General features: G+C 65.9%; 23 protein-coding genes. 8 read left to right on the top strand and 15 right to left on the bottom strand.

Features of this window, described 5'->3' with window-relative positions; all coding sequences use genetic code 11:
* Window positions 1–10: 10 nt before the first annotated feature.
* The 9 genes from TQ38_RS14785 to TQ38_RS14750 all read right to left on the bottom strand — a co-directional run bounded on the left by TQ38_RS14785 (window position 11) and on the right by TQ38_RS14750 (window position 7,855).
* Window positions 11–463, bottom strand: coding sequence for a hypothetical protein (locus TQ38_RS14785; protein ID WP_043971531.1), 453 nt, complete (start codon window positions 461–463; stop codon window positions 11–13).
* A gap of 75 nt (window positions 464–538) precedes the next feature.
* Complete coding sequence (locus TQ38_RS14780; RefSeq protein WP_162792258.1) at window positions 539–1,720, bottom strand: nucleotidyltransferase family protein; 1,182 nt, start codon at window positions 1,718–1,720, stop codon at window positions 539–541.
* On the bottom strand, window positions 1,717–2,211 hold the full coding sequence (locus tag TQ38_RS14775) for a lasso peptide biosynthesis B2 protein (protein WP_043971525.1): 495 nt from the start codon (window positions 2,209–2,211) through the stop codon (window positions 1,717–1,719). The genes TQ38_RS14780 and TQ38_RS14775 overlap by 4 nt, the downstream gene beginning before the upstream one ends.
* The gene (locus TQ38_RS14770; RefSeq protein WP_052505573.1) at window positions 2,208–3,275 is read right to left on the bottom strand and encodes a class I SAM-dependent methyltransferase; all 1,068 of its coding nucleotides are present in this window, start codon (window positions 3,273–3,275) and stop codon (window positions 2,208–2,210) included. The genes TQ38_RS14775 and TQ38_RS14770 overlap by 4 nt, the downstream gene beginning before the upstream one ends.
* Window positions 3,272–5,227, bottom strand: a complete 1,956-nt coding sequence (locus TQ38_RS14765) for an asparagine synthase-related protein (protein ID WP_043971522.1) — start codon at window positions 5,225–5,227, stop codon at window positions 3,272–3,274. Before TQ38_RS14765 ends, TQ38_RS14770 begins: the two co-directional genes overlap by 4 nt.
* Before the next feature lie 55 nt (window positions 5,228–5,282).
* The gene (locus TQ38_RS14760; protein ID WP_043971520.1) at window positions 5,283–5,567 is read right to left on the bottom strand and encodes a PqqD family protein; all 285 of its coding nucleotides are present in this window, start codon (window positions 5,565–5,567) and stop codon (window positions 5,283–5,285) included.
* Window positions 5,568–5,758: 191 nt separating this feature from the next.
* Window positions 5,759–5,911, bottom strand: a complete 153-nt coding sequence (locus TQ38_RS29985) for a hypothetical protein (RefSeq protein WP_162792257.1) — start codon at window positions 5,909–5,911, stop codon at window positions 5,759–5,761.
* 151 nt (window positions 5,912–6,062) lie between these two features.
* The gene (locus TQ38_RS14755) at window positions 6,063–6,998 is read right to left on the bottom strand and encodes a hypothetical protein (RefSeq protein WP_052505572.1); all 936 of its coding nucleotides are present in this window, start codon (window positions 6,996–6,998) and stop codon (window positions 6,063–6,065) included.
* Window positions 6,998–7,855 (bottom strand): hypothetical protein, encoded by an 858-nt coding sequence (locus TQ38_RS14750; RefSeq protein WP_043971518.1) that lies wholly within the window; start codon window positions 7,853–7,855, stop codon window positions 6,998–7,000. Before TQ38_RS14750 ends, TQ38_RS14755 begins: the two co-directional genes overlap by 1 nt.
* Window positions 7,856–7,964: 109 nt before the next feature.
* On the opposite strand from TQ38_RS14750, the gene TQ38_RS14745 reads away from it, so the two are divergent.
* On the top strand, window positions 7,965–8,216 hold the full coding sequence (locus tag TQ38_RS14745) for a hypothetical protein (protein ID WP_043971515.1): 252 nt from the start codon (window positions 7,965–7,967) through the stop codon (window positions 8,214–8,216).
* A 9-nt stretch (window positions 8,217–8,225) separates the two neighbouring features.
* On the opposite strand, the gene TQ38_RS14740 is transcribed toward TQ38_RS14745, so the two are convergent.
* From TQ38_RS14740 to TQ38_RS14730, 3 genes are all read right to left on the bottom strand, one after another.
* Window positions 8,226–8,939 carry a sugar transferase gene (locus TQ38_RS14740; RefSeq protein ID WP_205316039.1) on the bottom strand — a complete coding sequence of 238 codons (714 nt, stop codon included), beginning with the start codon at window positions 8,937–8,939 and terminating at the stop codon, window positions 8,226–8,228.
* Window positions 8,940–9,281: 342 nt separating this feature from the next.
* Complete coding sequence (locus TQ38_RS14735) at window positions 9,282–10,550, bottom strand: glycosyltransferase family 4 protein (RefSeq protein WP_082057535.1); 1,269 nt, start codon at window positions 10,548–10,550, stop codon at window positions 9,282–9,284.
* Window positions 10,547–11,806: a polysaccharide pyruvyl transferase family protein gene (locus TQ38_RS14730; RefSeq protein ID WP_052505571.1), complete on the bottom strand. Its 1,260-nt coding sequence runs from the start codon at window positions 11,804–11,806 to the stop codon at window positions 10,547–10,549. The genes TQ38_RS14735 and TQ38_RS14730 overlap by 4 nt, the downstream gene beginning before the upstream one ends.
* Before the next feature lie 220 nt (window positions 11,807–12,026).
* On the opposite strand from TQ38_RS14730, the gene TQ38_RS14725 reads away from it, so the two are divergent.
* The 4 genes from TQ38_RS14725 (at window position 12,027) to TQ38_RS14710 (ending at window position 17,102) form a co-directional block, all read left to right on the top strand.
* The gene (locus TQ38_RS14725) at window positions 12,027–12,893 is read left to right on the top strand and encodes a glycosyltransferase family 2 protein (protein ID WP_052505570.1); all 867 of its coding nucleotides are present in this window, start codon (window positions 12,027–12,029) and stop codon (window positions 12,891–12,893) included.
* Window positions 12,894–12,928: 35 nt separating this feature from the next.
* Window positions 12,929–14,023, top strand: coding sequence for a polysaccharide pyruvyl transferase family protein (locus tag TQ38_RS14720; RefSeq protein WP_043971509.1), 1,095 nt, complete (start codon window positions 12,929–12,931; stop codon window positions 14,021–14,023).
* A 164-nt stretch (window positions 14,024–14,187) separates the two neighbouring features.
* The gene (locus TQ38_RS14715) at window positions 14,188–14,454 is read left to right on the top strand and encodes a hypothetical protein (protein ID WP_043971507.1); all 267 of its coding nucleotides are present in this window, start codon (window positions 14,188–14,190) and stop codon (window positions 14,452–14,454) included.
* A 2-nt stretch (window positions 14,455–14,456) separates the two neighbouring features.
* Window positions 14,457–17,102, top strand: a complete 2,646-nt coding sequence (locus TQ38_RS14710) for a putative Ig domain-containing protein (protein ID WP_043971505.1) — start codon at window positions 14,457–14,459, stop codon at window positions 17,100–17,102.
* 73 nt (window positions 17,103–17,175) lie between these two features.
* Here TQ38_RS14710 and TQ38_RS14705 read toward each other — a convergent pair whose 3' ends face one another.
* Together TQ38_RS14705 and TQ38_RS14700 are read right to left on the bottom strand one after the other, a co-directional pair.
* Window positions 17,176–18,102, bottom strand: a complete 927-nt coding sequence (locus TQ38_RS14705) for a glycosyltransferase (protein ID WP_052505568.1) — start codon at window positions 18,100–18,102, stop codon at window positions 17,176–17,178.
* Window positions 18,099–19,214, bottom strand: coding sequence for a glycosyltransferase family 1 protein (locus tag TQ38_RS14700; RefSeq protein ID WP_052505567.1), 1,116 nt, complete (start codon window positions 19,212–19,214; stop codon window positions 18,099–18,101). Before TQ38_RS14700 ends, TQ38_RS14705 begins: the two co-directional genes overlap by 4 nt.
* Window positions 19,215–19,398: 184 nt before the next feature.
* Between TQ38_RS14700 and TQ38_RS14695 the strand changes: the two genes are divergently transcribed.
* Together TQ38_RS14695 and TQ38_RS14690 are read left to right on the top strand one after the other, a co-directional pair.
* Window positions 19,399–20,508 carry a glycosyltransferase family 1 protein gene (locus TQ38_RS14695; RefSeq protein WP_052505566.1) on the top strand — a complete coding sequence of 370 codons (1,110 nt, stop codon included), beginning with the start codon at window positions 19,399–19,401 and terminating at the stop codon, window positions 20,506–20,508.
* 38 nt (window positions 20,509–20,546) lie between these two features.
* Window positions 20,547–21,692: an acyltransferase gene (locus TQ38_RS14690; RefSeq protein WP_043971502.1), complete on the top strand. Its 1,146-nt coding sequence runs from the start codon at window positions 20,547–20,549 to the stop codon at window positions 21,690–21,692.
* 20 nt (window positions 21,693–21,712) lie between these two features.
* On the opposite strand, the gene TQ38_RS14685 is transcribed toward TQ38_RS14690, so the two are convergent.
* Window positions 21,713–22,711, bottom strand: a complete 999-nt coding sequence (locus tag TQ38_RS14685) for a polysaccharide pyruvyl transferase family protein (protein WP_043971500.1) — start codon at window positions 22,709–22,711, stop codon at window positions 21,713–21,715.
* An 89-nt stretch (window positions 22,712–22,800) separates the two neighbouring features.
* Between TQ38_RS14685 and TQ38_RS14680 the strand changes: the two genes are divergently transcribed.
* On the top strand, window positions 22,801–24,291 hold the full coding sequence (locus TQ38_RS14680; protein ID WP_052505565.1) for a lipopolysaccharide biosynthesis protein: 1,491 nt from the start codon (window positions 22,801–22,803) through the stop codon (window positions 24,289–24,291).

Below are 24,291 nucleotides of genomic sequence, written 5' to 3'. Positions count from 1 at the left end.
CCCGCCGCGCTCAGGCGGCGCGGCGTGCGGGCGGTGCGGGGGTTTCGTCCTTGCGCGGCCGGGGCCGGCTCAGCAGGGCGCTGCGCCGATCGAGATGCCGCAGTGGCACATAAGGGTCTTCGCGCGCGAGCGAGCGCAAGTGCTGTATCTTGAGCAGCAGCGCCATCGCACCGGCCACTGCGATCACTGCCTGCCAACGCGCGGCGTCGATGCTGCCGGTCATCCCTGCATGGACCCACTCCAGCATCGTGACCAGAAGCGCCAGGATGCCGAGCATGTCGGCAGCCCGCACTTTCGGCGCGGCCTGAAGCATGACGATGGCGGCAAGGAACGTCGCCGCAGCGGCGGAAGCCGGCGACGCGTCGAAACCCAGGATGACGGCGGCAAGCCCGCCCAGGCATGGCAGCAGCGCCAGCCTGGCGGCGTTGACGAGGAACCGGGGCGTGAGCAAGGAAGACATCATGCCTCCCTTGTCGCCCGAAATTCTGAAAATCACGTTTAAAACTGGCAATTCTAAGTGAAAATACCGTCATCCAAATCAGGATGCCGCACGGGCCGAGGGCAGGCGCATGACGTTGACGATCCGCTTGATCACGCGCCCGGCCAGGCTGCGGGAATGGTCGGCGCCGGCATCGTGGAACAGGTCGTACGTCAGTTCGCGCCACCAGTAGCGCGGATCGCTGGAAAACAGGTAATGGCCAAGGTTCTTGCGCGTGGTCGCCATAGCGCGGTCCTCCAGCTCGGTCCCATCCTGTTCGCCGATCAAGCTGGCGCGCGCGATGTCCAGCAGCTTGCGGGTTCGCCATTCCTGCGCCAGCGCCGTGCAGTCCTTTTCAGGCAAGGGCGCGGCGTAGAGTTCATGGCAAAGCAGCAGCGCGGCCATCGTCATGTGTTCGATGCCGTTGGCTGCGGCGTCGGTGACCAGACGGTCGGCGGCGCCGGGTTCCTGCCGCAACACGGCGGCAAGGTCTGCCAGCCATTTCAGGCGCGACCAGGCATGTTCCGCTCCGTGCGCCGTGAGGTAGAGCGTACCCAGGTCGCGCGGCAGGACAGGCAGGGTAATGCCGGGGGAGACCACGGCATCGACCGCATCGCCCACCCCGACATGGCCGAGCAGGCGCGGGTTCTGGAACAGGCGCCAGTGCAGTTCTATGCCGGTGTCGCTATGCTCATGGTCGTAAGCCCAGTCCTTGCCGTACCGTGACACCGCGCCAAGCTGCCGCGCCGTTGCATCACAAGGCGGCTCGCTGCGTTCGTAGCCGACCTGCGACAGTACCTCGTGCGCGCGTTCCAGATCCTTGCGGGCAATCAGCAGGTCGATGTCGATGCTGGTTCGAACCCCGACCTCGCCGTAGATGGTGAGCGCGGCAGGCGCGCCTTTGAGCACCGCCACGGGAACATCGTGCGCCCGCAGAGCCGCCACGGTCTGCCGGGTCTGCAAAAGCTGGCGGAACTGCTCCTCCGCCAGATCCAGTGCGTCCTGCCGCAGTTCGCGGCGCAGCGGCGTATCTGCCAAACCCTCGCAATGGCCGACCGCACGGGCCACCAGTCCTGTCACATGGTGGCGCCGGGCCAGGGCGATAAGCCGGGCAGGATCGCGAATGGCCGCTGCGGCATGCCGGATGGTCTCGATCGCCTTGGCATCGTGCGGCCAGCGCGTGGCATGAAGCAGGAATGCGAATTCGGGGCACAGGACAAGCGTGCCGGGAGGTGCCGTCATGACCGGCATTGTGCCCAGACGGCGCGGCGCCCTTGCGGCCATGTGGCGAGAAGCGCGAAGCCGCCCGGCTCGGGATCGCCGATAACGGGAAAGCGTTCTGTCTCGATCCAGACATGGGCACGGATCGGCCGCGATGTACCGGATGCTGGCATGACGCCGTAGAACAGCGTCGAATCGATCCCGCGCCGGCGCAGCATGATCTGCGCGGCCAGGCCCTGCTCGAAGCACAAGGCGCGCAAGGGGCTGCGCTTGGCCGCGCGGTCGACCGCCCATGCGACCATCCACGTCAGCACCTCGGTGCGGTCGGTCGTGGCAGGCGCCTTGCCGAAAGGGCCGGCTGCGGCGATCCGCCCGATCAGCGCGAGCGGCAGGAACCGCACCAGCGGGGCGGCAAGTAGCAGCAGCACCATCGCTTCCACCAGCGCGCGCCTCTCTTCCCAGTCGAAACGACCGAACTTCGTGCGCAGGGAAGCAAGGTCGTCCTGGTTCACGGCTCGATCCAGAACCAGGTGTCGATCGTGTCATGGGCGCCGTGGAGGCGCACTTCCTGGTTCTCGGCCGCCTCGAACGGATCGACGACGTGGAACTGCGCGCCGAAAGCGCGCACTTCCTCGCCCAGCGTATCGTAGGCGATATCGTCCGCAAGATGGAAACGCAACCACTGCGCTACGCCGTCCACTTGCCCGGCGGTCAGCGATACAGGGGCGCTGGATCGATCGGGGCGGATCGGTTCGGGGCCCGTGACGTCGAAATCGAACAGCGTGACAGGCTCGCTGCGCAATGCGAACTTATCGCGGCCAAGCGTGAAGTCGGTGCCGCGCAGCGCGTTGAACGGGGTCATGTCCAGTCCATCGACGATGCCCATGCAGTGCTGCGAGGCTTCAAGGTCGGTGACGGGGGCGACGAGCAGTTCCGCCCGGCCCGGCAGCACGGGTGCGCCGGGCCTCAGCAGCCGGGCCTTGGCATCCGCCAGCGTCGCAGCGCAGCCCGCCCCGAGGAAGTTGTTGGCGAGGTTGTCCCACAAAAGCACGTCGGCAGGTTCGGGCAGGTCGCGGCCCAGGTTCAGTTCGCGCGAATCTATCGGCAGGAGGGTTATCCTGTCGGCAAAGCCATTGCGCGCGATGATCTCGCTTGCTGCGCGGGCCACTTCGGGATCGCGTTCGCAGGCGATGACATGGCTGGCGCCGGCCTGCACGGCCAGCATGGCGAAAACCCCGGTTCCGGCGCCGATATCCAGCACGACACCGCCGTTTGCCAGCACCCGGCGCAGGGCCCGCGCGTAAAGTTCGTGCCGATACGTGTCGAGAACCATGGTGAAATACCAGCTGCCGATCCCTTCGGACAGGATCGGCCGCGCCAGTGCGTGGGCTTCGGCGTTCGTCGGCGCGAGGGCCAGCGCCTCACGGCAAACGGCGCGGGCGCGTTCCTGCTGGTCGTTTTCCCGCAGCAGCGTGCGGGCGCAGTTGATCATCGCGATCGCATTGCCCTGGACGGAGGCGAGCAGGGTGTCGACCGCCGCTTCGGCCAGGCGCGGGAACCGGGTATTCGGCGTCACAGATTGCTCCTTGCGATGCTTCGCATGTGGCTGGCCGCCGAGATCGTGAGCAGGCAGGCCAGGCGGTAACTGTTTTCGGCTTCGTCGCTGTCCCAATCGGCCGAGCCGTCTTCGGGCAGGTCGGCGATCAGGCGGCGAACTTTGGCGGTGTCGAGAAAGGCGGCAGTGGGTTCGTACAGTTCAAGCCGTTCCATCTCGTCGATGAAGGCCTGCCGGTCCTGACAGATCGCCTGGGCCCAGTCGGCGCCCTGATAGCCGCGCTGGCGGTTATCGAGCACTTCGGGCGGAGCGCGGTCAGCCAGCACGCGGCGCAGGATCGCGCGCGGCTCACCGTTCCAGACCAGCCGTTCGACCGGAATGCGCAAGGCCAGTTCGAATAGCCTGCGGTCGGCGGTAGGGTCGCGCAGGTCCAGGCCCCATTCGGCCAGCATCGCCTTGTACTGGTCGCCGGCGCCATTGGTGCGTGTGCTGATCAGGCGGCATTCGACGCTGGAGAGACCCCGCTCGCGCCCGAATGGTCCGGCGTCGGGGACCGGTTCCCCGGCCTCTGCCGCTGCCTGGCAATGCGCCTGCGCGGCTTCGTCATACGCGCTGTCGGTGAGCAGCGACATGTCGCGGTCGTTCTCGATCGTGCGGCCCGAAAGCGCCATGCCCCAGCGCCAGAGCCGGTCTGGCAGCAGGTCTTCTACCGTGTTGAACAGCACGCCGCGCCAGCGCATCCAGCCGCCGCGCACCAATCCGCGAGCGGTGCGCAGCCACAGCTTGAAACGGCGCTGCCGAGCCAGTTCGCGCAGCGCCCAGATGCCGGATTCGCTGATCGAGCTGTTACCCATGAGGCCATGCAGCAGGACGCTGACCCCATGGTCGCGCGCCGTGTCGTTGATTTCCTCGAACCAGGGCAGGTTGCACAAGTTGATTATGGGCGAGGGATAAAGGGCGCGGGTGCGGTCGAGCCCGGCCAGCGGGCCTTGTCCGGGTACGACGCGCACGAGGTCCATGTTGCCGTGCATGGCGGCAGTGCGGGCCGCGACATGCGATTCGTCGGCAAAGTGGCGCGTGGCCATCGTGCGCACCGGGCCTTCGCGCGGCGCCGCGACGAAGGCGGTTATGCGCTGGCCGTCGCGGGCCAGGGCGAGGGCCGCGGTGGTGGCGACGGCGGTACTGTCGAAGCCCGCGCTCAGGTGCGCGCCGACCTTGCCGGATGCGCGGCGCAGGCAGGCGCCCACGGCGTTTTCGATCGCCTGCAACAGGGTGTCTTCGTAATCGGCCTGGGTATCGAGCAGAAGCGGCGTGAGGTCGGGTTTCCACCACGCGGTTTCCTGCTGGCCAGTGGCGGAAACCACCAGCATGTGCCCCGGGCGCACGATATCGATGCCTGTATAGGCCGAGCGCCCGGGCGCGAACGAGTTCATGCGCAGGAACTGGCGGTACTGCTCGACATCGGGAGTGCGGGGTGTGGCCGGATCGGCGAGGAGGATGTCCGGCATGGAGGCTGCGGCAAAGCGTCCTGCCTCGGCGTGATAATAGAGGGGGCGGTCCCCCATGGCGTCGCGGGCAAGGACCAGGCGGTGTTCCTGCCTGTCCCAGGCGATCACCGCGAAGACGCCGTAGATCCGTTCGAACGCAGCCTCGCCCCAGCGTTCGAGCGCTGCGGCCACGATCGCGCCGTCCGACATCGTACCCGGATCGAGACCCAGTTGGGCCGCAAGGTCGCGGCGCTCGGTCAGCCGCACATCGGCGGCGACGATCCAGCGCTGCACCTCGTTGTCGAGAGGTTCGTCCAGCCGGTCCTCAGGCAGGAGCGGGAACAGGCACCTGCCCAGCAGCACCGAACCGCCGGACCATGAACGCCAAGGCTCGCGGCCATAGCGCCGGGATGCCATGGCGAATGGCCGGGCCATGTCCGTGGCGTCGGCGCCGTCGCGGTTCCAGAGCGTGCAAATGGCGGTCACTTAAGCGGATCCTGCGTCTGTGCGGATGACTTGTGCCGCGCCATATGGCTGAATTTCAGGCCCTGCCGACCAGGCCGGCGTCGACGAGTTCACGCAGCAGCGCGAGCGTTTCTTCCTCGCAGGTGGCTCGGTCTACGTCGTAGATATCCAGAAGGGCGTCGCACAGTCCGGCTACGTCATGATGCTCGTCAAGCAGCTTCCAGATCCGGGTGGCGACCTCGTTGAGGCCGAAACAGACGCCTGCCTGGATGTCGAGAGCGACCAACTGCCCGTCGACCTCCGCCGTGGCGGTTGTCGGATTCTTTGTGAAAGTTTCGGCACTCGTAATCAGAGCGGTCATGAATGGTCCTTTGCCGGGCACATGCACACTGCCGAAAAAGCAGGGCCGGGCGATGTGGGAGAAGATCGGTCGGTGCCGGTTGACAGCAGAGTCTGGCGATCAGGCCGGGTCGACCTTCGTCAACCAGGAAAGCCTGAAGAAGCCGGCCCCGAAAGTTCGTCAGAACAATCGAGGCCGGCTTCCCCAAGGCTTTAGGAGCCCATCATCCGGCGCGGCAGGGTCGAGTCGGTGATCATAGACATCATCGTCGTCCCTTCCGCGTCGGCTGCGCCCATGCGGACCACAGCCGGGCGCTGCCAGGTCATACGACCCGAGGTACCCATGGTATTGTTGGAGTTGGCCATATTGAACCAGCCTTTCTTTAAAAAGCAACACTAAGTAAATAAAGAAAAATTATAGTTTTTCAAAATTACTTGTGTTGCGGAATTGAAGACTAACATTGCTGCGGTCTACTTCAAGTTTATATTGACGGTGTCGTGGGGTGTTAAAGAATTTTCATGCTGTAATTCGGCTGCAGATGGCAGTGGCATGATCTTCGATAAGCATGGCTTCCCGGTTGAAGTGTTCCATCCCCCAGGTCCGCTCGACCCGGAATACCGGGGTCCCGGTCGCCAGGCGCGCGGTGTCCTGCAAATAGCCGGCCGTCTGCCCGACGAGGTCGCCGATGCGCCGCCGATATATGCTGGAGGTAATCGCATCGATGGCCGGCAGGCCGCGCAGCGCGGTGACCGCAAAACCGCTGTCCTGCTCTGCTTCGCGCAAATGGTAGATCGCGGCGATGGGCAGTGGTTGCCGGACGCGGTCCGATGACATTTCGAGTTCGAACTTGCCGTCTGCCCAGGGTACCGAACAGGCCGCCTGGCCGATCCGTTCCATGGCTTCAAGGGCATCGTCCCACAGGCGAAGGCGCGGCATTCCGGGGTGGCCGATCGCCTTGCCGGTCTGTTCGAACGTGACGGCGCAGACGTCGTCGGTCAGAAGCGGGCGGCCTCGTCCCTCGAACCAGGCGGCCAGGGTCGATTTGCCGGCGCCCGAATCGCCGCACAGAAGAACGGCTGCCCCGCCGCAGGCAAAGGCATTGCAGTGCAGCGGCATGATCGCCCGCTGGTGCAGGATGGCGCCCATGATCGAGCCGGCGAGGTAAAGGTCGATCTCGGCCTGGCTGACACCGGGATAGGGATCGACGACGATGGTGTGGCCGCCGCGGATCAGGAACCGGCCCACTTCCTCCACCGCGATCGTCAGTCCTTCGGCGTTCCACGAAGTATCGAGGTCGTCGTTGACGGTTTCCATAACCGGTAGCGGGGTGACGGGGGCGAAGGCGACGTGGACATCAGCGGCCACGTCATCATCGATGCGGGCGCCGCGCAAGGTCGGAACCTCGCGCGGGAAGCGGACATTCAGGCCGAAGACGCGGTACGTTGCCGTCATCACTGCGCCACGGGCCGCATGGCGTCGAACACGGCGTCGAGTACGGCAAGTTCGGGCAAGTCGAAACGGGTGGCCCAGCGCGCGGGGTCGATGAGGTCGGCGCAGCCCGCCGGGTGGTAATGCAGGAAGGCGAGGTGGCAGAAGCCGCCATCGGGGATCGAATCGCGGTAGTGCCACTGCGAGGACCCGGAGAACAGCAAGGCTTCGTTGGGATGCAGGATGTGGTCCTCGAAGACGATGCCGAGCAGGGCGGGGTCGGTCTCGTCGGATACCGTCGCAGCCTCTCCGGCGGTCGGCCAGGGGACTATGTCGCTGAACCGGATCGGCCATTCGCAGCTTTGCGCGAGGCACAGGTCCAGCGTCCATTTGGCGGAAGGGGCATCCATATGCGGCGGGCAGCGACCGCCGCCGTGATAGAGGCTCAGGAAATTGTAGCAGGGTTCGACCTCTTCCCCGGCAAACTCCGACACCAGCGGCGTGAGTTCGCGTTGCAGAACGCCCAGCGCGGGAAGATCGTGGAAGATGTCGCGGCCGAACTGGGCGTTTTCACGCGATTTCAGCGCCTTGGGCGGCAGCGCACGGACTTCGGCCAGCAGGTTTTCGAAGTGCGCATCGCTGAGAAGCTGGCGCACGTGGCGCACCTTGAAGTCCGGCGCAGTGCGCAGGACATCGAAAGCGGCCGTGAAGGCGGGGGCGCTGGCCGGATTGACGATTTCCAGCATCTGCCGCGCGGCTTCGAACTTGGCGAGGAACTGGCTGTCATACCAGTCGAAGCCCGGTAGTTCGTGCAGGACGCGCATCGCCACCATGTATCGGTGCGCGATCAAGGGGTCGGTCAGATCAAGCGATTGGAACATCGTGCCATCCTGTGCGGCTCGACCAATTGGCGGCATGGTGCTATCAAAGGAACGGACTTACTGCCGTCCGCGTTGGTTTTTCGGCGTCGCATTACGAAGGCTGCGAATTATGACTGCGAGTGAGCCTGGAAACGATGTTTCCGGCAGGCCGGAATCGGATACCGGCGCGCACCGCGATGTCGGCCCTTGGGGAACGGGCGCAGAAGCCGCAGGCGCCGATCATCGTGCCCGCTCGCACACGGCGAAGGCCGCTGAAACGGCGCAGCCGATCGGCGGGAGGCCCATCCTGTGGCGCTGGTGGCTGCTCGCGGCGGTGATCAGCCTGGGCCTGTGGGGCGGCATCGCCGCGCTCGTCAGGTAGGGCGCCATTTCAATAACATCCGCGTGAAGCAAGCACGGCTGGAACCGTTCGCAGGCAGATTGCGAAGTCATAGACCAGCGACTTGCGCAGGGCGTAGAAAGCGTCGAGCCGTACCCTTGTGTCATAGCTGACTTCGTTGCGCCCGCTTACCTGCCAAAGGCCGGTCAGCCCGGGCCGGACGGAGCAGTACGCGCCGAAGCGGTGCCCGTAGCGAGCGACTTCACCCTCTACGATCGGGCGCGGGCCGACCACGCTCATATGGCCGAACAGGACGTTCAGGAGCTGTGGCAGTTCATCGAGGCTGGTCTTGCGCAGGATGCGGCCGATCGGGGTGATGCGGGGGTCGCTGCGCAGTTTCTGGTCGCGTGCCCATTCCTGCCGCGCTTCTTCCGAGCTGGAAAGCAGTGTTTCCAGCCGTTCGCGGGCATCGACCACCATCGAACGGAATTTAAGGCAGGGGAACTGCTTTCCATCCCGGCCAATGCGCTGCTGGACGAAGAGAACCGGACCATAGCTGGTTAGCCGGACGGCCAGGGCGACGAGCAACAGCAGCGGCAGGAACAACAGCAGCGCGAGCGCGGAAACCGCAAGATCGAAAGCCCTCATCACGATCTGGTGTCCCCAGTCTGCAAGACTCTGGTCGTCAGCCTTGCCGGAGGAACAGCCAGGGGAGCGATGCAGCGTCGCTTCCCTTCGGGCGACCTGCGCTTTCGCGGTCTGCATCGACATGCTCCTGATTGAACCCGCCGCGATCACACTGATTTTGACCGACGAATCAATTAATATGGATATACCATATTTCGCTTTATCAGTTCGGAACAACTACATTTTGCAGTGCAATATGGGTCATATCGGATCGTAATTAAATTAATTTAACTTGCGAGCTATTATTATTGAATTCCATGTAGATAAAATATGGAGGTTTCGTTTAGGAATTACGGCGTTTTGTGCAGAACTGATCTTATGGGTAAGGCCTGACACGCTTGGCTTGCGAACTTTTAATCGTGTCGGGATGCTGTTTGCCCACGCTTGCAACTGCCATCGCAGAGGCGGCATTCGTCGCAGCTATCGGTTTGCCTGCAGGCGTTGTTCAAGCGCCATGGGGATATCGCCTGCTGCCATTGTGAACCTCTCATCAAAGATGGCGTCCAGGCGATCGATCCATGCAGACGGTGTCAGTGCCAGGGACGTGGTGCGGATAAACGCCGCCTCGCTCATTGTGCGCGTCAAGGCGTCGTCCTCAAGGATCGTGCGAATGGCATCGGCGAACGCATCGACGTTGCGCGGATCGACGGCGATGCCGGCGCCCGATGCGACGAGATCGTCACTGAGCAGTGCGGTCTGGGCCAGGATCACCGGCAGACCGCTCCATGCCGCTTCGATCGCCACCAGGCCGAAAGGCTCCGGGTAGCGACTGGGCATGACCAGCATTCGAGCATTGGCGGCAAGATCGCGAATTTCGGCAGGGCTGCGCCGCCCCATGAGGCGGGCTCGGGGATGAATCTGGCGGATGCGATCGGCCAGCGGACCTTCGCCCACCACGGTAAGTTCGGCCCCCACACGTGCGGCTGCCTGCGCCGCTAGATCGGCGCCTTTGGTTTCTTCCAGACGGCCGACAAACAGGATTTCGCGGTTGTGCTCGGCCGCAATACGCCGGGATGAGAAGGGTTCGACCGGATTGGGCAGGGCGATGATCGATCCGGCCGGGATACCCGCCCGGGTAAGGAAATCGCGCATGCCTTCGTGAATGGCGAGCACTGGCGGCGAAGAGCGCGGCCGGTAGGCGCGGCGCTGCACCACCTGGCGCGCGCTGCGCCACAGCTTACGGGCACTGCCGTCGCGGTCGCAGGGGGTGGAAAGGCAGGCGCGGGAAAGCGGGACATGCGGACATACCTCGCCCGACTTGAGCCAGGCGAACGCGCCGTTGGGGCAGGCGAGGAAAAAGTCGTGCGCGGAGATGACGAGGCGTTCGCGTACCGGATCGAGCGCGCCGAACACCGAAGGCGAAAGAATCTGCGACCAGCCATGCAGGTGATAGACGGTTGCGGGGGTATCGTGCCGGGCGATCCAGTCGCGCACCATGGTATGGGCCGCGCGGTTCCAAAGGCCGGTCACCATCGCCTTGGCGCGGCTTCCCGCAAGCAGGCGCTGCTGGCCGAGGGCGACGATCTCCACGCCGGCGTCGGCAAGGGCGCGGCTGTCTCCCGCGTCGCCGGTAATGAAAGTCACCTGGTGTCCGCGTGCGGCGAGATCGCAGGCGGCCTGGACGGCGAGTTTGCTGGCGCCGCCCTTGGGGTCGCTGAGGTCGTTGATCTGGACGATGCGTCCGATCATGGCATGGCATCCTGCAGGCGCGCCGCGAATTCGGCCACTTCCCGGCATGCCCGCGCGATCAGAGGGGCCGGGTCGAGATGATCGGCAATGGCGGCGGCGGTGCGCGTGCCTACGTCGCCCGCCTCTACGGAGGCTGGGTCGAGCATGTGGTTTCCTCGCCCGGCCAGCTCGAAGAAGCTGTCGAGTTTTACGTCCCAGCGCAGCCCTATGGCGGGAACGCCAAAGGAATAGGCAGCGATGCAGGCATGCATGCGGTGGCCAACGATGGCGTTGCAGCCCGACACGAACGCGGCGAGATCGGCAGGGGTTTCGAAAGACGGGCTGAGCGTGACCGGCCCTCGCGCATGGTGGATCCAGTCATAGAAACGGCCGTGCAGGTATTCGCGGTCTTCCGGGCTGCCGTTGGTGAAGAGGGCTACTTCAAAGCCCGCTTCAACGAGCGAACGCAGTGCCGCCGGATACCAATCCTCAAGCGTGGCGGCAGAGGTCTTGTCGCTATGATACCGTACCGCCAGCGGGTCGGTCACGCAAAAGCCGACCTTGCGCCCGCTCAGGCTGCGCGGCGCGGGCGGGTAATGCAGGCTGGCAAGTACGCCCGGGTCGACTACTACTTCGGCAAGGACCGCGCGGGGGCCGAAATGCGCGGCCCAGCCTTCCTGCGAGCGGATATCGCGCACCGAAGCCCAGGTAAGGCGTGCATTGGCGAAGGCGCGGGTGAAAAGTCTTGCACCGGCGTCGGACCATTTGGGCGCAACGCCCACCGCATAGACCGAGACGGGCAACGAGAGCCTTGCCGCCTCGGCAAGGGCGCCTGAAATTTTCATCGGGAAATTCAGGTCCGAATCGGTGAGCAGGTTGCCGCCGCCGATAACCACGGCATCGGCGCCCGAAAGTCCAACGCGGTAGCGCCCCCGCAGCCGGGTGCGCAGCAGCATTTCGAGCATGGCCCGCGCGGCAACCTGGCGAAGCGGCGCAGGGCAGCGGTCAAGCAGGGCAAGGGCCAATCCGCGCGCCCGGCCGTGAGAGGCGGGATATTCGGTGCGGCCGGCAAGGTCCACGGACACGACCTCGCAATCGGGCAGCGAACGCATCAGTTCGCGTTCCAGGCATTCGCTCAGCAGGCCGTCGCCCAGGTTGGGGCTGTACTTCACATTGAACAGGACTACGCGGTTGATGGCGCGGACACGCTTGCCGGGCACGTCTGCAATGTCGCCGTGCGCGAGCGCCGGCCGAATGGCGATCGACGGGGCGGTCATGTCGTGGACTGTCTCCGTGGATTGACTTGCACATGCGGTTTCACGGTGCCTTGCCATGCATGGCGACTATCAGAGTTACCTCGATATTCGCAGGATGTTCATGTGCAGTGACTATTTTTTAACACTGTAGTTGGCCGCGTTCTCTTTATCCTGCGCCTCGTTCCATGTGTACATCGGCTGCGATATCGGGCCGATAGTGACTGTCGAGGGAATTGGCCGCTTGCCCAGCATCCATGTCGTGATCGCCACGGTCGGCCGTGCCCAACTGGTGCGCCGGACCGTCGACCTGCTTGACTTGCAGACCCGGCGTGCGGACGGCGTGATGGTCGTATCCGTCTCGCCCGCGGATGTCGCGGGGGTTGAGCAGGCGCGCGGCGCGCCGCGCATCCTGTTTTCCGAAAGGGGCCTGTGCCGCCAACGCAACCGGGCGCTTGATGCGCTTGAAGGGCAGGCGGACATCATCGTGTTCTTCGACGACGATTTCATCCCGGCAGATGATTACCTCGCGCAGGTAGAGGCCTTGTTCGAGGGGCACCCGGACATCGTCGGGATCACCGGGGAACTGCGCGGGGACGGGGTGCGGCATGGCGGCTTCACGATCGAGCAGGCGCTCGAACTGCTGGCAAAGCCGGACCCGGCGGCAGCGGAACTGCGTCACCGGCACGAGCTTTACGGCTGCAACATGGCCATCCGCACCAGCGCTGCCCAAGGCATGCGTTTTGACGAGAACCTGCCGCTTTACGGCTGGCAGGAGGACATCGACTTCACCAACCGGCTTGGCCGCAAGGGGCGGCAGGTGTCGACCCGCGCCGTGACGGGGGTGCATCTGGGCACCAGCGGCGGGCGTACTTCGGGCAAGCGGCTGGGCTATTCGCAAGTCGCCAACATCGTCTACCTCAAGCGCAAGGGCACGATGCGGCCGGACTTCGGCAATCGCCTGATGTGGAACAACGTTGCGGCCAACGCGCTGCGCAGCCTTCGGCCCGAACCGCTGGTCGATCGGCGCGGGCGATTTCTGGGCAACATGCTCGCCATTTTCGACTGCCTGCGCGGCCGTGTCGATCCGCGCCGGATACTGGAGATGTGACGGGACTGGCGACAATCCCGGACCCGAGGGCGGCCATGGCCAAAGCCCGGAAACAGGCACAGGCACAAATGCGGCGTCAGGTCTTCGTCTGCGGCGATCTGCATAACCTGGGCGATCTCAAACTGCTGCTGCAGAACCTTGCCTTGACCGGCGGGCGGGGGGGCCTCGTGCGCCGCTGGGCACCGCTGCCGGCGGCGGTGGAGCGGCAGGTCGAGGCGGCGGGCGGTGTACTGGTTTCCGGCAAGGCCATACCGGCGTTCGCGCGGCAGGCATTCGGGGCGCAGCTCGTCTTCGGCGGCGGGCAACTGGTGCGCGACAACGTTTCGATCCCTTCCTTGCTCGGGCTGCTGGTGGGCGTGTTGAGCGCGCGGCTGGGCGGCGGCAGTCTCGTGACGCGGGGGCTGGGGGTGAGCGCGATCCGTTCTCCGATGCGCCGGGTCCTGTGGCGGGCGGTGCTGTCGCTGTGCAAGGTCGTGAATTTGCGCGACGAGGCATCGGCGCGCAATCTTGCGCGGCTGGCTCCCGGCAAGGTGCACGCGGTCAATGCCGACATGGTGTTCCTGCCCACGGCCGGCGCGCATACGATTTCGCCGGGCCGGGGTGAGCGGCGGTGGATCGTCATCGCCCCCTGCATCGACGGTAGCGAGGGGCGCACGATCGAAGGGGATGCGCTCGACGTGGCGCTGGAGGCGGCGTTGAGCGCGCTGCCCGGTGCGCGCGTGGTCATCGCCTGTCATGATCCGCGCGACGGTATGGACAAGGCCGCCGCTGCCCGTCTGGTCGCGCGCTGGCCCGAGCATGAGATCACGGTGCTCGGCGGTTACGAACTGGAACCGCTGATCGCCCTTTACCGCGAAGCTGCGCTGGTGCTGACCAACCGCCTTCACGCGCTGATCTTTGCGATCCTTGCCGAAGCCCCGGCATTGGCGATCGAGGACGGGACCGCCAAGGTACGGGTCGTCGCCGACCGGTTCGTCATCCCCGTCCTGCCGCGAGATCGCCCGGAAGCTGCGCGTCAATGCGTGGCGCAGGCGCTGGGCTTCGATCGTGAGGGGCGTGCGGCAATGCGTCAGGATCTGGCGCGCAAGGCTGCCGGCAATCTCGATCAAGGGCCTGCCGCTGCGGCGTGAAGCAAGGGCTGCGTACGCGCATCCCCGGCCCATCGGCATCAACTCCCGCTCGCGCGATTAATCACTTTCCTACACTGATTCGAATGGAACATAAAGCGAACGAAGGCCGGGCGGCGAGTCGCCCTGGCCATCAGTCCCTTTGCCTTCCAGTCGGAGTTGCCAAGATGCAGGACCCCTTCCAGACCCATGCCGATGCCGCCTTTGCGCCGTCGCGTTCGCCCTTCGCAATTGTGCCCAGCGATACCGAGACGCTGGCGCTGGTGCCCAAGGGCATCTACGTCGGCACTGGCGGTAATGTGGTGCTGCGCGGCGTCGATGGCGCCGCCGACGTGACGTATCGCAACTTGCCCGATGCCAGCTACATCGCCGTTCGCGCGCTCTACGTGCGCGCCGCCGGCACGACCGCCGCCGATCTCGTCGGGGAGGGTTAAGTATGACGCGCCTCGTATCGGGGGGCCGCTCGGGCGGCGTCGGTAACCGCACGCGCACCGTTTCAGGCAGCGGCGCGCTGTTCGCCTTGCCGCGTGCACTGGGTTCGGGTTCCAGCTTTTCATTACGTTCGGGCAGCAATGCCAATCTGGCGGTAGCGGGCGCCAGCATCAGTGCGGCCTCGGCGCTGGCTGCGGGGGCGAGCCAGGTGGCGCTAGTTCGCGAAAGCGTGGGGGCGGGCGCTGCCGCCCGTGCGGTGGAATATACCGTGACGCTGACCGGGGCCACTGCGGCGCCGACCCCCACGCCCACGCCGACCCCCACGTCAGGCACGTATCTGCCCGCCAGCGCGGCACTGGCCGGAGCCTACGGTCTTGGCCTGCTGGTTTCCGCTTATGCCGGACCGGCGCTGCGCCTGCGCCGTGCATCGGACGGGGCCGAACTCGACATCGGCTTTTCCGGGCAGGCCCTGGACATCGCTGCTGCCTCGGCTTTCAAGGGCGCCTCTGCGGTCACGGTTGCGGCGGTTTACGACCAGACCGGCAATGGCCGCCATCTGACACAGCCCACCGCCTCCGCCCAGCCCACGCTCTGGCTGGGTGAGGGCGGGCCGACCATCACCAACTACGATACCGACAGCCCGATGCTGATCCCCGCCACCCTTGCGATCCCGCGCGCGGACTGCGCGGTGTTCATGGCGGCGCGCACGCCGGGGCAGGCGGCGACCTGCGGCTATTGGGCTTTCGGCGGCGCGGCGACCGACTACGGCCTGACCAGCCCGCGCAGTGCCGGCAATCTGGCCATGCAGCCGATGGTGGCGGGCGCTTCAATCCCGGCGACGGCAACGAATGCGCGGGCGCTTGGCGTCAACAACCTGGCGGTGCTGGGTCTTGTTTCCAGCGCTGCAAAGCAAGTAGTCCACCGCGATGAGCAGACGGCGGACTACCCCGCCGCCGCCGCTGCCATGCTCAATACCGGGGGCGAGGTCGGCGAAGCGATCGAGTACGGCGGGCGCACCGACTGGCGCGGTTTCGTGGTCTATGCCGCCGCGCCGACAGATAGCGAAGTCACTGCGATCAAGGCGGCGCTGAAGGCGGTGTTCTCCACTGCGGAGCCGGCTACGCTTTCGTTTCTTGCGGGCGGCGACAGCATCGTGTTCGGCACCGGCGGCGCCAACAACCGCACGATCACGGCCGCGCTTCACCACCGCTCCGCCGCCAGCGTGCTTTATCGCAACATCGGCATCGCGGGGCACCGGCTCGAACTCGGCTACACCGGCTTCGATACGCCGTCCGCCGCCTATCTCACGCCCGGCGTGCCCAACGTCTATGTCAGCGATTACGGCCACAACGACATCAAGACCAACGTCACCGATGCGCCAAGCGCGCTCACGGCTGTCGAGGCGATGAAAGGGCAGGCCCGGCGCATGGCTGCAAAGCTGCGCGCTTACGGCTTCGACATGGTGATCTGGCAGGAGGCCTACGGCGACACCACGTTCACGGCGCATCAAGAGGCGGCGCGTGATGCCTGGAACGCATGGCTGCGCTCGGGCGCGCTCGCCGAGGACGGTTTGCCCTGCTTCGACGCGGTGGACACGGTGGCGAGCGACGCTGCCTTCATCCTCTCCGATGCCGAGACCGATGCCGGGCGCGGCATGGCGCTGGGGAGCAATTCCTCGGACGGGGTTCACCCGAACGAAGTTCATGCAGGCACGCGCGCCGACCACCTTCTGGCGGCATATGCGGCGATCCCTTTTGCGCTCAGGTATGTGCCGGTAGCTGGCCAGCAGGAGCTGCCCTACACCGGCTATGCTCCGCGCGTGGTGAAGGGGACGGCGCCCTACGTCTTCACCCTCGCGCCGGGATCGGCGGCATTGCCTGCCGGGCTCGCCCTCAATCCGGCGACGGGCGCCATCTCGGGCATACCTACATCTGCGGGCACGCGTTCCGGCATCATCCTGCGCGTAACCGACAGTCTGGGGGCAACGGCCGATGCCGCGTTTGCGATTTCGGTGGCAGCGCCGGCCACCATCGCCGTGGCCGACCAGACTGAAAGCTGGAACGCCGCCGATGCGACCGGCATCACGGTGGCCATGCCCGGGGTCGTCAATGCCGGCGACGTACTGGTGGCGGTGATGACGATCGATGCGGTTCCTGCCGTCACCTGGGACAATGCGGCCGCCGGGGCCTGGACACAGCGGGCGCAGTACGTCTCGAACTCCAACGCTCACACGCTGATGGTGTTCACGCGGACAGCGGACGGCACGGAGGGCGGCAAGGTGCTGAACGTCGCCCTGTCCGGCTCGCAGCAGGCGGTGACGCGGGTGCTGCGCGTTACCGGGGCGACCGGGGCGGTGGAGATGGGCAGCTATTTGCGCAGCGCCGCCACGTCCGCCGATCCGCCGGCGATCACCCCAAGCTGGACGGGCGCAAGCCTGGACATCGCCGTCCTTGCGCTTGACGGTACCGCCGCTGTGTCCTCCGGTCCGGCCGGGTATTCGGGGTTCATGACGCGGGCATCGAGCGCGAGCGGCCAGTCGACCAATGCAAGCGCGTGGAAGATCGTCTCGGGCACGGAAGACCCCGGCGCGTTCACGCTTTCCGCGTCGGGGCAGTGGGTTGCCGCGGCCATCGCGTTGCAGGCCAGCTGACAGCAGGCGCCGTAACAGGATGACCACCGGCTCGGCCCCCGGCGATGGACAATCGCCGGGGGCCGAGTGCGTTTCAGGCCGTCCGCATGGAACGTACCAGCGCCACCCCGATCAGCAGCGGCAGGCGGCGAAAGCGGCTGGACAGCAGTGATCGCGGAGTGATCGCGACCAGGCTGGCGAGCACGGGCAGGCGCATCGCCCGCACCCGTTCTGCCGAGATCGCCCGGTAGCGGCGGAAAATCCGCAGCCGGGTATACGCCTCGACGATCAGGGCGGGGGGCAGGCCGGCGCCGGTGCGCGCGATGGCGTCAAGCTCCGCCCGCACGGCGGAACGTTCCTGCTCCTCGACATTGCCAATCGAGATCGCGCCTTCGTGGCGGCGGTAGAACAGTACGTCGACGGGTGGGTTTTCGATCCGGCCATGCGCGCTGGCACGAATGAACAGGTCGTAGTCCTCCGCATGCCGATAGTCGCTGCGGTAGCCGCCCATGGCCCTGAGCGCGGCCGCGCGCATCATGATCAGCGGGTGCATCGAAACCGCGATGCGCGGGGGAAACACCGAAAGGTCGGTGCTGGCATGGCGCCCGCCGGTGGTCCGGGTGCTGGCGGGGGTTGGATTGCGGTCGCCCACGGCATAGCCACCTACCAGCACGACGTCCGGGTGCTGGTCGAGGTAGGATGCCTGGAATGCCAGCCTTTCGGGAAAGGAGACGTCGTCGGCGTCCATGCGTGCGATGTACTGCCCCCGCGCATGTTCGATCGCAGCGTTGAGCGCGGCGACGATCCCGCCGTTAGGCTGGGTCACCACGCGAATGCGCGCGTCGCCGCCCGCCATGTTTCGCAGGATCGCAGGCGAGCCATCGGTGCTTCCATCGTCGACGACGATCAGTTCGAAATCGGCAAAGGTCTGGTCGAGGATAGACTGCACCGCCTCGCGCAGATAGACCTCGCCGTTGTAGCACGGCAGGATCACCGATACGCGCGGCTGGCGCCCGTTCATGCTGCCTGCCTCAAGGGCTGTTCGCTCAGCGACATGATCGTGTCCAGCAGTTCGCCGCCCGCCCTTGCCCAGGTGAATTGCAGCGCCCGTGCGCGTCCTTCCTCCACCTTGCGCGCGAACAGGGAGGAAGCGGGGTCGAGCGCGGTGATCGCCTGCGCCCACGAAGCAGGATCGTCGACATCGGCATAGAGCGCGGCGTCGCGGCACACTTCGGGCAAGGCCCCGGCGGGCGCGACCACGGCCGGCGTGCCGCAGAGCATGGCCTCCAGCGGGGGCAGGCCGAACCCTTCGGTGCGCGATGGGCACAGCAGGCAGCGCGCCTGCGCATAGAGCGCGCGCAGCCGGGCATCGTCGCACTTTCCGGCGAATATGGTGCCTTCGGGAGCGTTCAGGCCCTGCGCGGCCAGTGCGCCGCGCGTGGTGCCCACGACCACCAAGGGCACTGCGGCAAGCGCGCCTTGCGCATAGGCAGCGAAGACTACGGCGTTGTTCTTGTAGGCTTTGGCGCTGCCGAACATCAGCGTATACCCGCGCGGGGACAGGCCGAGTTCGGTCAGAGCGCGTTCGTCCGGCTCCGCCTCAAGTACATGGTCGACGCCGTTGTAGAGCACCCCCGTGCGCGCCGCCGAGGATACGCCCATCACGTCAAGCATGCGCCGCGAATAGTGCGACACGGTCAGTACCGCCGCGCTCGACCGGGCCATGCGCGGGGTCAGCAGGCGGTAGCCCAGGCGCTGGCGCAGCGGGTACGAACTGTCGGGAAACAGGAACTGCGCATCGTGGATCAGCGTGATCTTGCGGCGATGGCGCAGCGGCGCAAGATTGGCGAGGTTGACCAGCACGCCGTCTGCCGCGAGCGCAGGCAGCCGCCGCTGTTCCCAGCCTTGCGAGGGCGCTTCGTCCAGTGTGCGCACTTCGATATTTTGCAGCTGCGGCAGCCAGTCGCCGTCGTGGCGGGCGGGCAGCAGCAGCGTGACGGGCGGGACGGCCGCGCCTGATCCCATGCCAAGGCGTGCATCGATCTCGCGCACGAGGCGGTCGGCCACCCGGTGTACCCCGTTCAGGCCGCCCGAATAGAACTTGCCGTTGATGTAGACCGGCAGCATCGACATGAAGAAGCAGCGCCGCCTTTCCGTACACGCCATTGAACCTGAGGTCCTCAGCGTAATATTGCGGTGCAGCGATTGCGACGCGCAATTATCGGTATTGCCAAGATTTAACCTCGATTTCATGCACGAGCAATCTTCCCTAGCGGCGCAGGGCGCGCCATGCAGGGCGGGCAACGTGGGGGCTCGGATGTCGCAGGGCGACGACGCGATTCTGATTAATGGCCGCTTTCTGATGCAGCCCGTGACGGGCGTGCAGCGGGTTGCCCGCGAACTGGTTTCGGAAATGGACCGGATGGTGGGGGCCGGCGAAACGGCGCACCGCATTGCCTTGGCCTGCGAGCCTGATGCGGACGTATCCACGCTGGGCCTTCGCCATATCGAAGTCGAGCGGCGGGGCGGCGCAAGCGGGCACTTGTGGGAGCAACTGGTACTGCCGCGCATGGTCGCAGGCAGGCGCCTGCTGTGCTTGGGCAACACCGCGCCGCTGGCCTCGGCGCTGGCCGGGCAGCGCGTGGCGGTGATGATCCATGACGTATCCTACCTTTCGCTGCCACAGGCCTATTCGCTGCGTTACCGCTGGGCGCACCGCGCATTGCTGCCCGTACTGCTGCGCCGCGCCGATCCGATCTTCACCGTGTCGGTGACTGAACGTGAACGCCTGAAACGCCTGAACGGACCTGCGGGCAAGCGCATCGTCGCCATCCAGAACGGCGGCTGGAGCCATGACCGGGTGGAGCGCGGCGCGCCCGGCACGCACGACGGCGAGCGTGAGCGCATGGTGCTTTATGTAGGCTCTCTTTCGCGGCGCAAGAACGTCGAGCGGGTGATCGCCGTCGCCCAGCGCCTTGCGCGCGAAGACGGCGTGCGCACCGTGCTGGTCGGTGCGAGCAACGAGATCCTCGCCCCGATCCGCGCCAGCGTCGCGCCGGACGTGGCGCATATGCTGGAATTCGTGGGGCAGGTACCGTGCCTCGAAGCGCTGGCGGGCTATTATCGCCGGGCCTCGTGCCTGCTGTTTCCCTCGCTTTACGAAGCATCGCCGCTGCCGCCGGTCGAGGCGATGAGCCTGGGCTGCCCGGTCGTCGCCTCGGCGATCCCCTCGATGACCGAACGGTGCGGGACGGCGGCGCTCTATTGCGATCCGCTCGACAGCGAAGACATACTGGCGGCGGTGCGGCGGGTTCTTGGCGATCCGGCCCTTGCGCAATCCCTGCGCGCTCAGGGCTTTGCCCGTGCCGAGGGCTTTTCCTGGCGCGAACAGGCCCGCCGGATTCTCCAGGTTATGACTGCGAGTTAATTTGGCCCACCGGCCGATTGTGCGAATGGTCGCGGGCCATGACGCCCAGCCCCGTATCTTCCCGTCCGCGCAAGGCGCCCGTCTATGGGCTAGATGCCGTGCGCCTGCTCGCTGCCGTGTTGGTTGTGGTGTATCATCTTGGGTTCAAGGTCTGGGCGATCGAAGGCAGCATGCTCAATACCGCGCTGGGCGCCGTAATTGCCTATCCGCCCGGCTGGCAGCTGAGCTGGTGCGGCTGGGTCGGCGTGCAGGTGTTCTTCGTCGTGTCGGGGGCGGTCATCGCCTATTCGGCGCAAGGGGTTGGCGCGCGCAGTTTTGCCAAGCGGCGTGCGGCGCGGTTGCTGCCGGCACTGCTGATCGCCTGCGCCATTGCCTTTCCGGTTGCGGTGCTGGTCTTTGCCGTCCCGCCCGGGCAAGCGGCGTGGTTGGCGCTCAAGACGCTCACGTTCATGCCTTGGGGCCCTTGGATAATCGGCCAGTTCTGGACCATCCCGGTCGAAGTGTGCTTCTACGCGGTGATCTGGGCGATGCTGGCATCGGGCCGGGCCGCGCGCGGGATGCAGGCGCTTGCCTGGGGGCTGGGGCTGGCGAGCGCCGGGTACTGGACGGCGGTGGCGACCGGATTGCTGGCAGGAGGAGGGCGCCTTACCGAACTCCTGCTGTTTCAGCACGGGGGATATTTCGCGATCGGCATGCTCTGCGCCCGGCTTGGTAGCGGGGGTTTACGGAAGCGGCATCTGGTACTGGCATTTGCCTGCGTTGCCGCGGCGGCCTTGCAGGTTCGCGAAGCGGCGAGCTGGGAAATGGCCGGACGGGTAGATCTCGCCGGGCGGTGGCCGTTGGCTTATGGGATCTGGCTTGCGATCACAGCGCTTATCGCGCTGTCGTTCCTGTACCGGAATGCAATCGCGGTGCGGGCAGAGCGTTTCTCGGGCGCCTTGCGGCTGGCGGGACTGTCGACCTACCCGCTCTATCTCATCCATATCCATGTCGGCGGCGGCATTTTGCTGGCCGCCGCGCCGCTTGGCCCGGTGCCGGCGTTTCTGGGCGCTATGGCGGGATCGTTATTGGCCTCGCTCGCCATTGCCGCCTGGCTGGAGCCGCCGCTCCACGCTGTAGTGCGCGCGGCCATCGGCCAGGTCGGTCGCCGGGCCATGATGCTGCCTCGCCTGCGAGCAGGCTGAGGCAGCGCACTTTTTACGGTTTACGCAGCTTCCCGGTTTTTGGCCGCTTCGCGCGCCCAGGCAATCGCATCGTCAAGATCCGCAGCGCGGTAGACCAGCGGCGATGCCCCGGTGAAGGCATCCAGGAAGCGCCCGATCTTGCCGTAGTAATTGTCGAGTACGGCATGGGGCCGGCCCAGCAGCAGTGACAGGATATGGACATGCAGCCGGTCGGTAACGATCGCGCGGCCCTGCGAAAGCTGGCGGAAACCGCGTTCGACCCGGTGGCGTGCTGCAGCCTCGTAAGACCTGGCGCGGGCGGCCGACGGCGAAAGTGCGGTCCACGCGCGAATGGCGCCGGCGGCCTTGGCCCGGCGCACGGCGTTGATATCCTCGTCCAGCCAATCGTCGACGGGAATGCCGGGAGGCACCTCCGCCACGCCCGCGCCTTCCTTGTCGGTTCGCAGCATTGCCAGCACGTCCATCGATGGAGCGCCGCCGCGGGTGGCACCGATGGCCAACGCGCTGTCCGGGCACAAGTGGACCGGGCAGTCGAAGTGCTTTTGCGCCAGTTCCAGCGAAGGGACGTCACGCACGAGCAACGTGAAGTTGGGATGGGCGGCGATGATGCGGGCGGTCTGCGCGATTCGGGCCGGGTCGTTGTAGTGGATCGATTGCGGCAGCTGAATCACCGGCCGGTCGGTGAAACGGGCGATCACGCCTTCGCGGAAGTTCTGATGGTGGTTCCAGATGTCGCCGAAGCTGCCGCCGCCGATCAGGAAGATAGGGCCTTCGGGTACTGCCGCACGCAGCGCCGCATCGTCGAGATTATGAAAGGCGCTGACATAGGCCGGATCGGCACCCGCCAGGGATCGGAACAAGGTAAGTGCGCCAAGCCAGATAGCGGAATCGCCAACGTTGGAATAGTTGGGGAAATCAAGGAGGGCAAATTTACCCTGTAAATGCTCCGAAAAACACTCATTCAACCGAGAAATAGCGCTCTCGAACGAGCCATTAAATAAATTTAATTCGGAGTTCATGAGATCATCCCTCTGATGATGACTTTGACTTGCTATTTCGCAGTTGCGGCATGACTATGCAAGCGAAACGAAAACGTTAAGGACGCAGCATGGCTGTCGAAGGTACTTTGCGGCATCGGGCAGCCGGAGCCATCGGCTGGAGCGTGGTGCGCTTTGGCGGCGACCAGATATTCGGATTCATCGTCTTCGCGGCTCTCGCGCATCGGCTGGGTCCGGCGACGTTCGGTGTGTTCATCGTCGGTCTGGCGGTGGCGGAAATCGGCAAGATCATCGCGCAGGGCGGGCTGGTCAGCAGCCTGTACCGCGCGAAGGAAGTCACCCCGCGCCTTGCCGACACGGTGTTCTGGGCGAACCTTGCGATGGGCATTCTCGTTGCGCTGCTCTGTTTCGTGCTGCGCCGGCCGCTGGCGAACGCGCTGGGCAGCGCAGAAGCCGCGCCGGTCATCGCCGCGCTGGGCTTGGTAGTGCCGATCTCGGCCGCCGGGGCAACGCATATGAGCCGCAACTTGCGCGAATTCGGTCACCGTGCGCTGGCGATCCGCTCGCTCGGCGCCGGACTGGTCGGCGGTACGCTGGCGCTGGTGGCGGCAGAGGCGGGTTGGGGCGTGTGGGCACTGGTGGTGCAGCGCTTCGCCAGTGAGGCGATCGGCACGCTGGTCGCCTGGCACGCCTTTCGCTGGCGCCCCGGTTTCGACTTTTCGTGGAGCACCTTGCGCGCCCAGTGGAGGCTGGGGGCCAGCGTTGCCGGGTCGCAGCTTCTCCTTGTCGCGCTGAACCGTGCGCAGGACGTGATCCTCAGCCGGATGATCGGGATCGGCGCGGTGGGCGTCTATCGCACCGCCTGGAAATCGATCGAGGTTGTGGCGCAGGGGCTGATCACCCCGTTCTCGACCGTCGCCGTACCCACGCTCGCCAAGCTCAAGCACGATATGCCGGCATTCCGGCGCGGTTACGTGAAGATGGTATCGACAAGCGCCATGATCGCTTTCCCCGCCATTGCCGGGATCGGCGTGCTGGCGGATCAGATCATTCCGCTGCTGTTCGGCCAGCAATGGGGTGAGAGCATACCGCTGGCGCGGGTGCTGTGCCTGCTGGGGCCGCCCTTCGCGCTCAACTTCTTCGCCGATCCGGCGCTCACCGTGCTGGGCCGGGCCGGCGTGATCGCGCGGCTGGCGGCGATCCAGCTGACGCTTACCCTGGTGTTCTGCATCGCCGCTGCACCCCACGGCCTGCTGTGGTTCGCTGTCGCCTATGTCGGGCGCGCGTATGTGACGCTGGCCTTGCAGATGGTGCTGCTCCAGCGGGCGAGCGGCATTCGCGCCGCCGACGTACTGGCCGGGATCGCGCCTGCGCTCGGCGCTTCGGCGGTCATGGCCGTGGTGGTGTGGGGGACGGGCGATACCATGCATGTGCACGGATCTGCGACCGGGCTGGCCGCGCTCACCCGCCTTGGCTTCCTGATCGTGCAGGGCGTGCTGGTCTATACGGCGGTTTTGTTGCTGATGCTGGGAAGCGCACGCCGGGCGGAACTGGGCGGGCTTCTGCGCTCCGTGCTCGTTCGCTCGCGCAGCCTTTCCTGA

The sequence above is a fragment of the Novosphingobium sp. P6W genome, from assembly GCF_000876675.2.
In the GTDB taxonomy this organism is placed as follows: Bacteria; Pseudomonadota; Alphaproteobacteria; order Sphingomonadales; family Sphingomonadaceae; genus Novosphingobium.
This window is presented reverse-complemented; position numbering and strand designations above follow the sequence as displayed.

Coding starts and splice junctions, on each gene's coding strand:
- TQ38_RS14785 (WP_043971531.1), bottom strand. CDS start 463: ATGATGTCTTCCTTGCTCACGCCCCGGTTCCTCGTCAACGCCGCCAGG.
- TQ38_RS14780 (WP_162792258.1), bottom strand. CDS start 1,720: ATGACGGCACCTCCCGGCACGCTTGTCCTGTGCCCCGAATTCGCATTC.
- TQ38_RS14760 (WP_043971520.1), bottom strand. CDS start 5,567: ATGACCGCTCTGATTACGAGTGCCGAAACTTTCACAAAGAATCCGACA.
- TQ38_RS29985 (WP_162792257.1), bottom strand. CDS start 5,911: ATGGCCAACTCCAACAATACCATGGGTACCTCGGGTCGTATGACCTGG.
- TQ38_RS14755 (WP_052505572.1), bottom strand. CDS start 6,998: ATGACGGCAACGTACCGCGTCTTCGGCCTGAATGTCCGCTTCCCGCGC.
- TQ38_RS14750 (WP_043971518.1), bottom strand. CDS start 7,855: ATGTTCCAATCGCTTGATCTGACCGACCCCTTGATCGCGCACCGATAC.
- TQ38_RS14745 (WP_043971515.1), top strand. CDS start 7,965: ATGACTGCGAGTGAGCCTGGAAACGATGTTTCCGGCAGGCCGGAATCG.
- TQ38_RS14740 (WP_205316039.1), bottom strand. CDS start 8,939: ATGCAGACCGCGAAAGCGCAGGTCGCCCGAAGGGAAGCGACGCTGCAT.
- TQ38_RS14735 (WP_082057535.1), bottom strand. CDS start 10,550: ATGATCGGACGCATCGTCCAGATCAACGACCTCAGCGACCCCAAGGGC.
- TQ38_RS14730 (WP_052505571.1), bottom strand. CDS start 11,806: ATGACCGCCCCGTCGATCGCCATTCGGCCGGCGCTCGCGCACGGCGAC.
- TQ38_RS14720 (WP_043971509.1), top strand. CDS start 12,929: ATGGCCAAAGCCCGGAAACAGGCACAGGCACAAATGCGGCGTCAGGTC.
- TQ38_RS14715 (WP_043971507.1), top strand. CDS start 14,188: ATGCAGGACCCCTTCCAGACCCATGCCGATGCCGCCTTTGCGCCGTCG.
- TQ38_RS14710 (WP_043971505.1), top strand. CDS start 14,457: ATGACGCGCCTCGTATCGGGGGGCCGCTCGGGCGGCGTCGGTAACCGC.
- TQ38_RS14705 (WP_052505568.1), bottom strand. CDS start 18,102: ATGAACGGGCGCCAGCCGCGCGTATCGGTGATCCTGCCGTGCTACAAC.
- TQ38_RS14700 (WP_052505567.1), bottom strand. CDS start 19,214: ATGTCGATGCTGCCGGTCTACATCAACGGCAAGTTCTATTCGGGCGGC.
- TQ38_RS14695 (WP_052505566.1), top strand. CDS start 19,399: ATGTCGCAGGGCGACGACGCGATTCTGATTAATGGCCGCTTTCTGATG.
- TQ38_RS14690 (WP_043971502.1), top strand. CDS start 20,547: ATGACGCCCAGCCCCGTATCTTCCCGTCCGCGCAAGGCGCCCGTCTAT.
- TQ38_RS14685 (WP_043971500.1), bottom strand. CDS start 22,711: ATGAACTCCGAATTAAATTTATTTAATGGCTCGTTCGAGAGCGCTATT.
- TQ38_RS14680 (WP_052505565.1), top strand. CDS start 22,801: ATGGCTGTCGAAGGTACTTTGCGGCATCGGGCAGCCGGAGCCATCGGC.